Genomic DNA, 13,165 nt, shown 5'->3' on the forward strand with positions numbered 1-13,165 from the left:
CGATCACCGAGTTGCGGGGGCCGGCGGACACCATGCCGCCCCACATGACCGGCATGGTGTCCGCCGGCCCCCGCAACTCGGTGATCGTGCACCCGCAGGACGCTCCGGCCCTGCGACCTGCCGACTCCCCGGGCGTCCACCACGGCTGCTGCGGGCCGCTCGGCACCGGCGGCCCCGACATGGCGTGCCCGTGCGGCGCGAGGGTGGCCACCCTCGCCGCGGACTGCATGGGCCCGCACGAACTCCACCTGCACCCCCTGCGCACGTACCCCGCCGCACCGGCGTGACCGGGCGCCCGCGCCCGGTCCTCAGCGGGACGGCTCCCACCGGCGTCCCAGCGTGTCGTACTCGTACCGGGGCAGCCCCGCGACGGCGCTGGTGCGGAACGGGCGGCCGCCGTCGTCGATCCGCACGGTGCCCTGCCGCCCCTGGGAGGACCAGTCCAGCTCCAGGTACCAGAGGCAGTCGCACCCCTTGGTCCCGGCCGTCACCAGCAGCACCTCGGGGTCCTTCGCCGAGACGCGGTAGGGCATGCTCACGGCGGGGATCGGCGTGCCGGAGTCGTTCCCGGCGACCGCGCGGGCGAGCGGCCGGTCCTTGTCCAGGTCCACGGCGAAGTACCGGGGGGTGACCGCCCCACCGCAGCCCTGGTCCATGGCGTACGCGCCGCCCCGGACCGGCGCCTCACGGCCGACCACCCGCACCCGCAGCGCCTCCAGCACGACGGCGGTGTCGCTGCGCCCCTGCACCGAGACCCGCACGTACGCCTCCCCGCCGGCCACCGCACCCTGCGCCGCGGCCCAGGCCGCCCCGTCCTGCGGGACGGGCGGCGGAGGCACCTGGCCGGGCGGCTTGGCGACGACGTAGCTCTGGCCGCAACCGAACTGCCACCCGTGCGCGTTGGCGGACCAGGCGAACGGCAGCCCGCCGGCCTCCCCGCCAGGGGGCGGCGCGGACGCGGCACCGGACGGGCGAGGAGCACCCGGCTCCGCCGGGGCGGATCCCCCGGACGGCTCGGAGGCTGGGGCTCCGCTCGGGCCGGGCGAGGCGCCCCTCCGCTCCCGCCCCCCGGCCTCCGCGCTCCCGGACCCCGCCGGAGCAGCGACCCGGGCAGCACCCTCCGAGGGGGACGCCCGCCGCGCGTCCGGCAGCGCGGACAGCGCCCCGAGCACGCCGAGCACCCCGAACACGGCCAGGACGGCCGCCGGCCCGGCCACCAGGCTCCACCGCCGGTACCAGGGACGGCGGGGCGCGACCGTGTGCGCGGGCGCGGGCGCGACCGCAGGCGCGGGCACAGTCCCGCTCTCGGCAACCGCGGCGCACCCGGCCTCCGGCACCTCGTCCGGCCCGTCGGCCGTACGGGGCCGCCGCCGGGCCGCCACGGCCAGCATCCACCGCCGGTGGAGCTCCAGACGCTGCTCGGACGACGCCCCGCACAGCGCCGCGAAACGCTCCAGCGGGGCGAAGTCGAGCGGCACCGCCTCGCCCGCGCAGTACCGGTGCAGCGTCGAGGTGTTCATGCCCAGGCGGCGGGCCAGCTGGGCATAGCTGCGGTCCGTACGCCCCTTCAGCTCCCGCAGCAGCGCCGCGCATTCCGCCACCTCGCCGGCGCTGCCGCCGCCCTGTGCCGACACCGGTCCCCCCGTCCTCGTACGACCCGGTCCCGCCCCGCCCGGGACGGCATCCCAGGCACCCCGTATACCTGCACGTCAGACGGCATGGGATGGTTCCACCCCGCCGGACCGGCCGACGGTCGTTGCGCCCGGCCGCGGCGATCCCCGATGCTCTTGGTGTCGCACCGGCCGGGCCCGCGCCGACCAGCCGGCCCCGCCGCGGCATCCACGTCCACGCACTCATCCACGGGGGACACCCATGTCCATGCGCATCCGAACCAGCGCCCTGACCGCCCTCACCGCCACCGCCGTCGCGGCCGGCACGCTCCTCACCGCACCGGCCGCCGTCGCCGCGCCGAAGCCCGCCGCGCCGAAGTTCCTGTCGGCGTCCCAGCTGCCGCCGCACCCGTCGTCGTCCTGGACCGCCGGCCCGGTCACCGAGGGCTTCCCGGAGGCCCTCGGACTCTGCGTGAGCACGGAGGGCGTGCCCTCCTACGACTACCGCCACCGCGAGTTCCGGACCGACGTGGACACCACCGCCGTGCAGTTGACCGTCGTGGCGGACACGCCCGCCCACGCCAAGGCCCTGGCCAAGCACTACGACGACCTGATCCGCACCTGCGCCGCCCGCATCGAGAAGGCCACGCCCGACGTCGAAGCCGAGGGCCGCGACCACGGCAAGCTGCCGGTCGAGGAGGGCGCCCGCGTCCGCGGCCTGCACACCAGGACGTCCTGGGGCGCCAACGACATCGCCCTCTTCTCGGTGGGCCGGGACGACAAGACGGTCACGGTCGTCCGCTGGGCCCAGATGGGCACCTTCGAGGACGCCCCCGTCCCCGCCTTCAAGAAGACCACCACGACAGCGGTCAACAAGCTCCACTGACCCACGCCCACACCCGCCGCCTGCCCTCTGCCCGCGCAGAGGGCAGGCGGCGCTCGGCCGCCGCGGGTCACGAGCGCACCGGACGACTGCGGCGGCAGCCCGGCCGGCTGAGTACCGCGCCCACGTCCTCCGCCGTCGCCGGACGCGGTGCGACAGGTTCCCTCGGCGGGCCGGAACGATCAGGCAGCCGGCCCACGTCGCCACCGGCGCTGAGCCGTTGTCATGCCCGGGCGCTACAGTGTGCGCCGCGGTCGAGGCGGCCGGGGCCCGGGTTCCGGGCGAGGCCCGCCAGAAACCGTCCCCTCGGCATTCCGCCGGGGGCGGGGGAGGGGCCGGCCGCCCGGCTGTGCGGCGCGTCCCCGTTCGGCACCGAGAAACAGCCAGGAGATCCATGAGGAAGAGAGCGCGGAGATCGAGCATGCTCGCCGCTGCCGCCGCCGTCGCGGCCACCGGCATGTTCATGGCCGCACCGAGCGCCAGCGCGGGCACGTCCGATGTGGCGAACCCCGGCTTCGAGAGCGGCAACGCGTCCTGGCACGAGAAGGTGACCCCGTTCGCCGGGCATGTCGTCAACAACTCCTCGGCATGGCCGGCGCGTTCGGGCAGCGGCAAGGCCGAGCTGGGCGGCAAGGGCCTGACCGGCATGAGCCGCATCTCGCAGCAGGTCACCGTACCGGCGTCCAGGGTTCCGGTGCTGTCGTTCTGGGTGCGCAGCGACGTGGTCCAGAGCGGCACGAGCGGCTTCGGCTTCCGCCAGCTGGTCGTGGAGGCCACGGCGGAGGACGGAACGCCCTACGAGCTGCACGACCGCATGAACAAGGGCGGGACCAGCGGCTCTTACGAGCAGGTGACGGTCACCCTGCCGGACGCCTTCTACCGGTCCACCCCCCAGAAGGTCGACCTCACCTTCACGGTGATCGAGGACGCGGCGAACCGCATGCCCTTCCTCATCGACGACGTGGCCATGGAGTACCGCTTCAAGAGGATCGACCGTCCGGTGGTCATCCCCGGCGGCATCTTCCGGCCCGTCGGCGGCTGACCCGCCCGCGGCGCGGTCCGGGGCCACCGGGAGGCCCACGCCGGGGCCCCACCCCCGGGCCGCGCCGCGCCGCCGAGCGGAGGGTCGGTTCACGGCTCCGCCACCCGGACGCGGCCGTCGGCAAGGGACCCGCCGTGCCGCCGCAGGTGGGCCACCAGTTCCCGCGCCACCTCGGCGGGGGCCTTGTCCGCGGTCCAGATGTGGGTGCCGAAGCGCGGCCCCGACAGCGTTGCCAGGCAGCGGTCGAGCTGGCGGCCCTCCCAGCTCAGCTCCCCCCACTCGTCCGCCTCCTCCCCCCGCTCCGCCATGCGCCGCCGCAGCCGGCCGCGGATCGTGGACGCGTCCGCGACCAGGGTGAAGTGGCGTACGTCGACACCCTCGCCGCGCAGCGCCCCGACGAGCCGCTCGAACACCGGCGGCCGCGAGACGGTCATGGGCACCACGACCGGGCGGCCGTACGTCCTCGCGCACCGGCCCACCAGCAGGCGCGTCAGCGGCACCCACAGCGGCTCCAGCTCGAACTCCTCCTCCCGCAGCCCGTCGGGGAGCTGCCGCCACAGCATGTGCCCGACGTCCTCCGGGTCCACCACGAGGGCCTCCGGCAGCAGCCCGGCCACGTGCCGGGTGACGGTGCTCTTGCCGCAGCCGTACGGCCCGTTGATCCAGACGACCGGTGCGCTGCCGCTCACAGCCGGATCTCGTACCCGTACAGCGCGCGGTACATGGCGCGCTGGGCGTCGTCGTCGAAGACGGTGCGGACGGCGCCCCCGTCGCTGTACACGTACCTCGGCAGCCGGAACGCCCACAGCTGCGTGAAGACGGTCGAGTAGGCGCCGCAGTTGAGGAGCAGCAGGGAGCGGTTCTGCGGGCCGTCCGGGAGGACGGCTGTGCGGCAGACGAGGGCCGGTGCGCACGTGCTGTCGCCCACGTCGTACGCGGACCAGGTGGCGGTGGCGGGCGGCAGCTCGGTGGGCAGGGGGTGGTAGGTCACCTCGGGCATGTCGATGAGCACGTTGGAGCCGATCTCGGTGACCAGGTACTTGCGGTCGCCGTTGTGCTTCTCGCTGCTGACGCCGGTCAGGCCGACGGCGGCGTCCGCGGTGAGGAAGCGGCCCGGCTCGATGTGCAGCCGGAAGGGGTAGCCGATCCGGTCCAGCTCCTCCTTCGCGATGGCGGCGAAGTCCTCGGCGCCGAGCCCGGAGCGGCGCAGCAGGAAGCGGGTCTCCAGGCCGCCGCCGATGTCGACGATCTCGAAGCGGAGGCCGAGCTCGCGCCGCACCTCGCGGGCGACGTGGGCGACGCCGGCGACGACGGCGCGGTACTTCGCGGGCTGCGAGCAGTGCGTGACCTGGTGCGCGTGCAGGGCGACGACGTCGACCTCGGGGGTGTCCAGGGCGGCGCGCGCCAGGCGCAGGAAGGCTCCTCCCTCCCAGTCCACGCCCAGTTTGGAAGAGGGGGTGATGTAGATGCCCTCGTGGTCGACGGGCGGCGTCACGCGCAGCCCGATCCGGGCGCGGACGCCGTGCCGGCGGCAGGCGGCGGCCAGCCGTCGCAGGTCTTCGAGGCAGTCGACGACGGTCAGGCCGACGCCCGCCGCGACGGTGGCGTCGGCGTACGCCTCGCTGCGGCCGACGCCGTTGCTGACGATGTCGGCCGGGTCGAATCCGGTCTGGAGGGCGATCTGGAGTTCGAGTCCGCTCATGACCTCGGCGCCGGCGCCGGCCCCGTGCAGGACGGTGAGGCATTCCCGGAGGTAGCAGCTCTTGACCGCGGCGAAGGTGCGGTGGCCGGGGAAGTGCGCCCGGTAGGCGGAGTCGATGGTGCGGTAGTTGTCGCGGACGCGGTCGCCGAGGTACCAGATCAGCGGGGCGCCGGCTTCGGCGAGCAGCGCGTGGGCGTCGTGGCCCTGGACCCGGAGGCGGCCCTGCTCGTCGTAGCGCAGGTAGTCGAGGAGCCCGTCGACGGCGACGATCTCCTGCTGTTCGAGGCCGATGAGGTCGCGGGCGCGGACCCGGGTGGCGTCGTGGGCTATGGCCATGGGTGTCTTCCGTTTCTGCGTCGCCGGGGGTCAGAACAGCTCGACGTAGCGGGCCGGGTAGGAGGCCCGGTCGTGGCGCAGGACCAGCACCGAGTAGCGCAGGTGCCGGCGCAGCAGGTTGGAGGCGCGGCGGATCTCGGTGAGGCGTTCGGTCATCTCGTCGCGGACCGCGGGGTCGTCGATGCCGGACTGGGCGCAGGCCCGGTCGACGGTGGAGGTGCAGTAGTGCGCGATCTCCTCCTCGGTTTCGAGGACCGGTTCGTGCCGGGACTCGTACATGACGTCGAAGCCGCGGTAGAGGGCCATGGCCTCCTTGTACGTCTCCATGGGGCTGGTGATGCCGAAGACCTCGCGGCGTACGGCCTCGGCCTCGGGCGGCAGCGGCCGGTCGGCCCAGAACGGGGAGGCGAGGAGGTGGCCGCCGTCGGTGAGGAAGCCGCTCAGCCGGCGGGCCATGGCGGCCGGTTCGGGGAAGAAGCCGAGGGCGGCTCCGACGACGACGTGGGTGAAGGGGCCGCCGCGGGGTGCGGCGGTGGCGCCGTCGGCGGTGAAGTAGTCCAGGCGCAGGGACGGGTCGACGGCCTGGTGGTTGTAGCGGGCGATGCGCACCGAGTCCTCGGAGAGGTCGAAGCCGACCGCCGAGCAGCCCGTCATGCGGGCGAGTTCGCGGGAGGAGAACCCGGTGGTGCAGGCCACCTCCAGGACGGACGAGGAGGAGTCGACGCGGCCGAAGGCGGCCCATTCGCTGAGGGTGACGTGCGAGCCGGGCGGCACGTTGGTCTGGTTGACCATGGCGACGAAGTCGGTGTAGCCGGCGGCCCGCACGTCGGCGGGGGTGCGCGGGACGCGGGTCAGGGGCCAGGCCGGGGAGCCGGCGCCGGTCCGCGGCCGGGCGTCGTCGGGGAGCTGGGCGGGGTGCGGGGCGGGGTGCGTGGTGGTCATGCCGGTGTCCTGTCGGTGGAGGGGGTGCGGGAGGTCAGTCCTTGGTGGCGGTGATGGTGAAGCTCAGGGGGAAGGGGTCGCCGGGGATCCGCCACCAGCCCGGCTCGTCCGCCGCCGTCATCCAGGGCAGCGGCTGCCACGGCAGGACGGGGTACTCGGCCATGCCGGTGATCCGCAGCCCCGCCCCGGCCAGCGCGGACACCACCTCCGACAGGGGGTGGTTCCAGCGGTACTGGGGCAGCCCGAGCGCCAGCGCCGGGTCCACGTACGTGCCGGCCTCCGCGTCCACGACGGGTTCGCCGTGGCGGAAGTACGGGTGCAGGGGGCGGTAGCCGTCCCTGCCCGGCACGTCGTCCCAGATGAACAGGTGCGGGTGGCCCTCGGCGAGGAAGAACCGGCCGCCGGGGGAGAGGTGGCGGGCGACGGCGCGGGCCCAGCCGTCGAGGTCGGGCAGCCACATCAGCACCCCCCAGGACGTGAAGCAGATGTCGAAGGTGCGGCCGAGGTCGAGGGCGGACACCTCCGCCTGCTCGAAGCGGGCGTTCAGGCCCGACTCCGCGGCCAGGGCGCGCGCCCGCTCGACGGCGGCCGCCGAGAAGTCGACGCCGACGGCGTCGGCGCCGAGGCGGGCCCACGACAGGGTGCCCAGGCCGAAGTGGCACTGCAGGTGGAGCAGGCTGCGCCCGGCCGGGTCCCCGACACCGGCCCGTTCGATGTCGTCGAGGGCGAGTCCGCCGGCGCGGAAGCCGCGCAGGTCGTACCAGTCGCTGTCCGTGTGCACCGGCACCCGGGCGTCCCAGAGCGCGGCGTTGGCGGCGAGCCAGGTCTCGTTCGCGGTGGTGGTGGTCATGGCTGCGGGTACTCCTCGGGGGTGTCGGGACGCAGGCGGGTGCGGGCCGGGCGGGTCGCGGGCGGTCGCAGGAGCCCGGCCAGGCGGGTGAGGCCGAGTCCGACGCCGACGCACGGCGGAACCCCGTCGGCGAAGGCCTCCAGCACGTCGCGGTAGTCGCGGTGGACGGGGTGGGGGTCGTGGCGGAACTGGGCGGCCAGGCGCCGGGCGAGCCGGTCGGGGTCGCGTTCGTTCGCGCTGACCTCGGCGAGCTCGACGCCGTCGACGGACAGCCAGACCCGGCGGGCGTCCCGGCCCTCCCCGGCGATGAACGGGGACGCGGGCCCGGGAATGCGGTGGACGAGGGCCACGCCGCGCATCCGGTACCGGAACGTGGCACGCCACAGCCGCTGGGCGAGCGCCTCCGGGTCGGTGGTGCGCGCCATGCCGGTGCCGCCGTGCCGGTCGGCGAGCCTGCGCAGCCCCGCCGCGTCGTCGGGGCGGACGCCGGAGGTCTCGGCGAACGCCTCGTCGAAGGTGGTCCAGCGGGCCGGCCGCGGGTCGTCCAGCACGTCCGCGACGAGGCCGGCGACCAGGTCGGCCATCGCCTCCATCCGCAGGTCCGCCGCGTACGCCTCCAGCATCGGGAACTCCTTCGCGGCGCCGCCGCGCAGGGCCTCGTTGCGGAAGCTGGGGCCGATCTCGTACACCCGGGTGCGGCCCTCGGCGATGCGGCGCACCAGGTCGAGCTCCGTGGTCACCCGCAGGTACAGGGGCCGGCTCCCGGCGGCCTGCCGGGTGGTGAAGGGGCGGCTGGAGCCGCCGTAGAAGCCGGGGGCCAGGACGGGCGAGGACATCTCCAGGAAGCCGAGGGCGGCCAGCCGCGGCCGCAGGCCGTGCACCACGGGCGTGCTCGGCGCCGGCGCCGGGGCGGCGCCCCGGAGGGCGCTGCGCGGCGAGCGGGCGGGGCGGTGGCGCAGGACCTCGTCGACGAACAGGACGGGGGCGCCGGTGCGGGTGCGGCCGCCGCGGCCCCGAACGGCGAGCAGGTCGCCGGGGCGCACGCGGACCGGAGGACGGCCGTCGAGGGCGAGTTGGACGGTCTCCTCGGCCCAGGACAGGTCGGCGAAGGTCCGCCCGCGGTGGCGGCGGACGGCGCGGACCCGCCCGCCCAGCCGGCGCTCCTCCCCGGGGGCCGGGGGCGGACGGCGCCAGTCCGCGAGCGGCAGGGGCTCCTCGTCGTCATCCGTCCCGCGCACGGCGCCGGGGACGGGTGCCGCGGGTGCGGCCGAGGCGGGTTCGGGCAGCCGGACCAGGGGGTCGTCCGGGCCGGTGAGCCGCCGCATGAGCTCCGCCGCGTCGGAGGTGCGCGGATCGCCGAGCCAGGCGAGGCGGCGCAGGATCCGGCGGTGTCCGGCGGCGTCCGCGGAGGCGAGCCCGCGCAGCAGGTGGAGGGCGGCCACCGCCGCGAGGGCGGGCACGCGGCAGCCGAGCCGGCCGCCCAGGACGCGGACCGCGTCCGCGAGGACGGCCCCGTCCGCCGGTCCGGCCGGCCACGGCTCGCCGGGGCAGGCCGCGGCCAGGGCGAGGCGGAAGACGTCCTCCTCGGGGGCGCCGTGCGGGGCGGCGGGCCGCAGGCCGTCCGGGAGTACGACGTCGGGCCGCGCGGTGTACAGGCCGACCCGGCGGAACGGGCCGTCGAGACCGAGGCCGGCGAGCCCGCCGACGAGTCCGCGGACGGTCTCGCGGTCCACCGGCTGCCCGGCCGCGCCCCCCAGCACGCCGGCCGCCTCCAGCAGGGCGCCGAAAGCGTCCCACGAGGCAGGCGGCGACGCCGCATGGTGCAGGGCCGCGGCCGCAGCCTCCTCGGCGACCGGGCGGGCGGCCCCGCCCACGCCGCCCGCCGGAGCCTCCGGCGCGACCCCGCCGCCCGCGGCCGCCGGGGTCGCGAGCGGGCCCTCGTGCCACCACGCGACGGGGGCGTCACCGGGGGCCGCGGGCCAGACGAACTTCAGGGCCTCGACCTCCTGGGCGGCGAGCGCGGCGTCGTAGGGCCGCCCGCCGGCGGCGTACCGGTCGCGGACGTCCTCCCGGACGGCCTGCGGGATGACCGTGCCGCGGGGAGTGGCGTGCCGGTCGAAGGCCTCCACCGGCTGGAGCAGGAGGAACGTGGACGGGGAGCCGAAGGTGTGGCGCGGCGAGTCCGGCCCGTAGGCGGGGGCGAAGGCGAGCACGAACCAGCGCGTTCCGCAGGCCCGGAACCACCAGTGCTCCCCGCCGGCCCCGTCCAGGCCCGCCGCGGCCTCGTCGCCGTCGGCGGCGAGCAGCCCGGCGAGGAGGAGGCGGGTGGTCCGGGCGACGGCCGCGACGGTCGCCCCGTGCGCGGGGTCGGTCAGTTCGACGACGAACCCGTCGAGGCGGTCGGCGGCGGCGCGGGCCGCGAACCGGCGCAGCTCCGGCACCACCGCCCGGCCGGCGGCGTACGCGTCCGGGCCGTCGTGGGCGGGCATGCCGACCAGGCGGGAGCGGCGGGCGAAGGTGCACGCGGCGGCTTCCTGCACCGCGCGGAAGCGCACGGCAGCGTCCCGGCCCTCCGCGTCCCGGCCCGCCGCCTCCCCGGCGGTCGCGCCCCGGGCGGTCGCGGTGCGGCGGTCAGGCATGGCTCGGCACCTGGTGGTCGAGGTACGTGCGGGAGGGCTGCGGCCCGTCGGCCAGCTGGTACTTGCCGTCGTAGAGCCGGATCGCCCCGGCCGGCTGCCAGAAGGTGACCTGGGCGATCAGCATCCCCGGGCGGATGCGCACGGGCAGCGTCGCGTAGAGCTGGAGGGTGGACTGGCCGACGAAGCCGATGTCGATGAGGTCGGCGGTGACGTGCACGAACAGGCCCATGCGCGCGGTGCCGGACTTGGCGTGGATCATCGGGACGTAGTGGTCGCTGCCGATGGTCTCGGCGGTCTCGGCGAGCACGAACTCGCCGGGGGAGAGCTCCAGGCCCTCCTCGGGGATCTCGCGGATCTCGTGGGCGGCGGGGCGGCGCGGGTCCAGCACCTCCTCGGTGTAGACGAGCACCCGCCGGCCGAGGGCCAGGTCGTAGGAGTTGGTGGTGCAGCGCGCCGGGTCGAACGGGGAGATGGCGATCCGTCCCCGGTCCACCTGCTGCCGCACCTCGTCGCCGGTGAGGATCACGGCCGGTCTCCGATCGCAGACTCGTGGGGTTCGTTGAACTGGGCGTACAGGGCGGGAGTGGGCCTGACCCGGCCCTGGTTGTGCCAGAAGGACACCTGGCCGATGGTCATGCCGGGATAGATGCGCAGCGGCCGCGTCGCGACCATCTCCAGCGTCCAGCGGTGGCAGGAGGTGGTGTGCCCGAGGTCGGCGGACACCTGCAGGAACAGGCCGAGGCGCCCCATCGAGCTGCGGCCGATCAGCGACATGGCGTACGTGTCGCTGCCGATGACCTCCTCGGTGTGGCCGAGGTACGTCCGGCGGGGGGCCAGGACGTGGCCCTCCTCGGGGAGTTCGAAGGCGACCCAGGTCCGGGTGGCCTCGTCGAAGCTCTTCACGGTGCTGCCGAGGCGGTAGTTGTAGCTGTTGGGGTTGACCGCTTCGGCGCGGAACGGGGAGATGACGATGCGGCCGGCGGCCTGCTCCTCCTCGATGCGGGGCCCGGTGAGGATCATGCGGCCCTCCCCCGGGCGGTGGCGAGCGGCAGGGAGCACGCCGAGCGCAGGACGCGCGAGGGCTTCCAGGCGGTCAGTTCGGTGAGGGCCGTGAACCGGGCCGGGTGAGCGGCGTACTGCTCCAGGACGATGCGGGCCTGGAGGCGTGCGAGGGCGGCGCCGAAGCAGGCGTGGGGGCCGTGGCCGAAGGCCAGGTGCGGGTTGGGGGCCCGGGTGGGGTCGAAGGCGCCGGGCCGGTCGAAGACGAGGGGGTCGCGGTTGGCGGAGGCCAGCAGCAGGACGACGCGCCGCCCCCGTGCGACGGGGACGCCGGCGATCTCGGTGTCGGCGAGCACCGTCCGCGCGGTGATCTTCGACGGCCCGTCGGTGCGCAGGACCTCCTCCACGAAGGCGGCCGCGGCGGCGGGGGAGCGGGCGGCGTCGCGGGCCGGGCCGGGGTGCGCCCGTACGGCCGTGAGCAGGGAGGTGAGGAGGCCGGTGGTGGTCTCGTGGCCGCCGAGCAGCAGGGACACGCAGTTGGAGACGATCTCGTCGGAGGTCAGGCGGGCGCCGTCCGCTTCGGCCCGGACGAGGCCGGAGACGACGTCGTCGGCGGGGCGGGCGCGGCGCTCGGCGACGACGGCGCCGAAGTACTCCCACAGGGCGGTCCAGGAGCGGCCGATGCGTTCGGTGTCCTCGGCGGACGGGTCGGGTTCGACGAGGCGGATCAGGTCGTCGGACCACTGCTTGAGGAGGTCCCGGTCGGCGGCGGGGAGCCCGAGCAGCTCGCTGATGGTGAGGACGGGCAGGGGGAAGGCGAGGCCGCGCACCGCGTCGCCGCCGCCTGCGGCTGCCAGGCGGCCCAGCAGGCCGCGGACGGCGGCGGTCGTGCCGGCTTCGAGCGCGGCGATCCGGCGGGGGGTGAAGGCCTTGGCGAGCAGGGACCGCAGCCGCCGGTGGTCGGCTCCGTCGGTGTAGAGGGCCCACGACGAGACGGGGGCCAGGGCCGGGCGGAGGGCCGCGGGCAGGCCGGCGAGGAAGTGCCCGGCGGAGGGGGCGCAGCCGAAGGCGTCGTCGCGCAGCGCGCGGCGGACGTCGGCATGGCGGGTCAGGACGAGGCGGCCGGAGCCGAGGTCGGGGCAGTCGACGGCGGCGGGGCCGCCGGCGAGCAGGTTCAGGTGCGGCGCCGGGTCGTCGGCGTCGAGGGCGTCGAGCACTCGCTGCTGGTGGTCCATGGCGGTCGGCCTCCTCATGCCGGTCGGTCGGTTGCTGCTGCTGCGGGTCGGGTGGCGCGGGCGCGGGCGAAGAGGCCGGCGGCCGTGATCCGGTCGGCCAGGTGCAGGGTCTCCTCGGCCGTCCCGCTGTGGAGGCGGCTCTCGCCGCGCACGTCCATCTCGATGTACGCGGTGATGATCTGGTGGAGGGTCAGGCCCGGCAGCACCTCGGCGATGACGGACATGCCGTAGTCGACGGAGTGCGAGTCGCCGGGCAGCAGGTAGGTCGAGTGGGCTCCGGGGGCGGTCTCCAGCCGGAAGGAGTGCCATCCGGAGCGGCGCTGCTGCCGCCAGACGTCCAGGGTGGCGGCGCGTATCGCGGAGGAGGGCAGGGCGGCGAGCCGGCCGAAGGCGCCGCGGGCGGTGCCGGGGTCGTGGTGGCGGACGTGGGGGAGGCCGTGCGGCAGGCTGGTGAGGAACTTGTCGACGCAGGGGCGGATCTCGTCCGGTTCCGTCGGGGTGTGCAGCCGGTTGGCGAAGACGGTGTCGCCGAAGTCGCGCCGGACCTCGCCGCGGATGGCGGTGCAGCGGGCGACGGCGTCGGGCCCGGCGACGACGATCGCCTCGCAGGTGCCGCCCGTCATGTAGTGCAGGGTGAGCTGGTGGGCGACCGGGTAGGGGCCCGCGGCGAGTTTGGGCCAGACGTCCTCGACGTCGGCGGCGTCCAGGGTGAGCGTGTAGCGGGTCACGACACGCAGCCCGTGCCGTTCGATCAGCCGGTCCAGGTGCGGGCGCAGGCCGGGCAGGAGGTATCCGTCCGGTTTGAGCAGCAGGACGCTGAGCGGGTCGCCGGCCCGATCGCGGGGCGGGCCGCCGGCCGGGCTGCCGACCGGGGCGCTGCCGCGGCCCGGGGTGTGGTCGTCGTGGCGCATGGGTGATCCCTCGTGG

The 13,165-nt window shown here is 75.8% G+C and carries 12 protein-coding genes and 1 pseudogene; 3 read left to right on the plus strand and 10 right to left on the minus strand.

The annotated features are described in order from the left end of the window. A pseudogene (locus tag EF903_RS07420) lies at positions 1-287 on the plus strand (hypothetical protein); the annotation flags it as partial. A gap of 21 nt (positions 288-308) precedes the next feature. Here EF903_RS07420 and EF903_RS07425 read toward each other — a convergent pair. Further along, positions 309-1,634: a helix-turn-helix transcriptional regulator gene (locus tag EF903_RS07425; protein WP_185902557.1), complete on the minus strand. Its 1,326-nt coding sequence runs from the start codon at positions 1,632-1,634 to the stop codon at positions 309-311. A gap of 238 nt (positions 1,635-1,872) precedes the next feature. Between EF903_RS07425 and EF903_RS07430 the strand changes: the two genes are divergently transcribed. Together EF903_RS07430 and EF903_RS07440 are read left to right on the plus strand one after the other, a co-directional pair. Next, on the plus strand, positions 1,873-2,496 hold the full coding sequence (locus tag EF903_RS07430; protein ID WP_125542117.1) for a hypothetical protein: 624 nt from the start codon (positions 1,873-1,875) through the stop codon (positions 2,494-2,496). Between the two features lie 418 nt (positions 2,497-2,914). Next, the gene (locus tag EF903_RS07440; RefSeq protein WP_125542119.1) at positions 2,915-3,535 is read left to right on the plus strand and encodes a hypothetical protein; all 621 of its coding nucleotides are present in this window, start codon (positions 2,915-2,917) and stop codon (positions 3,533-3,535) included. An 89-nt stretch (positions 3,536-3,624) separates the two neighbouring features. Here the strand turns inward: EF903_RS07440 and EF903_RS35810 are convergent, their stop codons facing one another. From EF903_RS35810 to EF903_RS07485, 9 genes are read right to left on the minus strand one after another with little or no spacing between them, the layout of a single operon-like run. Then, positions 3,625-4,224 (minus strand): AAA family ATPase, encoded by a 600-nt coding sequence (locus EF903_RS35810; RefSeq protein WP_185902558.1) that lies wholly within the window; start codon positions 4,222-4,224, stop codon positions 3,625-3,627. Further along, on the minus strand, positions 4,221-5,573 hold the full coding sequence (locus tag EF903_RS07450; RefSeq protein WP_125542121.1) for a hypothetical protein: 1,353 nt from the start codon (positions 5,571-5,573) through the stop codon (positions 4,221-4,223). The genes EF903_RS35810 and EF903_RS07450 overlap by 4 nt, the downstream gene beginning before the upstream one ends. A gap of 30 nt (positions 5,574-5,603) precedes the next feature. Continuing rightward, positions 5,604-6,515, minus strand: coding sequence for a bifunctional 2-polyprenyl-6-hydroxyphenol methylase/3-demethylubiquinol 3-O-methyltransferase UbiG (locus EF903_RS07455; RefSeq protein WP_125542123.1), 912 nt, complete (start codon positions 6,513-6,515; stop codon positions 5,604-5,606). 34 nt (positions 6,516-6,549) lie between these two features. Further along, positions 6,550-7,365, minus strand: coding sequence for a bifunctional 2-polyprenyl-6-hydroxyphenol methylase/3-demethylubiquinol 3-O-methyltransferase UbiG (locus EF903_RS07460; protein WP_125542125.1), 816 nt, complete (start codon positions 7,363-7,365; stop codon positions 6,550-6,552). Beyond that, positions 7,362-10,004 (minus strand): amino acid--tRNA ligase-related protein, encoded by a 2,643-nt coding sequence (locus EF903_RS07465; RefSeq protein WP_125542127.1) that lies wholly within the window; start codon positions 10,002-10,004, stop codon positions 7,362-7,364. The genes EF903_RS07460 and EF903_RS07465 overlap by 4 nt, the downstream gene beginning before the upstream one ends. Then, entirely contained in the window at positions 9,997-10,530 is a 534-nt protein-coding gene (gene dcd / locus EF903_RS07470; protein WP_125542129.1) for a dCTP deaminase, read from the minus strand. Before dcd ends, EF903_RS07465 begins: the two co-directional genes overlap by 8 nt. Beyond that, positions 10,527-11,024 carry a dCTP deaminase domain-containing protein gene (locus tag EF903_RS07475; RefSeq protein WP_125542131.1) on the minus strand — a complete coding sequence of 166 codons (498 nt, stop codon included), beginning with the start codon at positions 11,022-11,024 and terminating at the stop codon, positions 10,527-10,529. The genes dcd and EF903_RS07475 overlap by 4 nt, the downstream gene beginning before the upstream one ends. Next, complete coding sequence (locus EF903_RS07480) at positions 11,021-12,238, minus strand: cytochrome P450 (RefSeq protein WP_185902559.1); 1,218 nt, start codon at positions 12,236-12,238, stop codon at positions 11,021-11,023. Before EF903_RS07480 ends, EF903_RS07475 begins: the two co-directional genes overlap by 4 nt. Positions 12,239-12,252: 14 nt before the next feature. Further along, the gene (locus tag EF903_RS07485; RefSeq protein ID WP_125542134.1) at positions 12,253-13,149 is read right to left on the minus strand and encodes a hypothetical protein; all 897 of its coding nucleotides are present in this window, start codon (positions 13,147-13,149) and stop codon (positions 12,253-12,255) included. Between the last annotated feature and the right edge of the window lie 16 nt (positions 13,150-13,165).

This window comes from Streptomyces sp. WAC05292 (assembly GCF_003949955.1).
Lineage (GTDB): Bacteria > Actinomycetota > Actinomycetes > Streptomycetales > Streptomycetaceae > Streptomyces > Streptomyces globosus.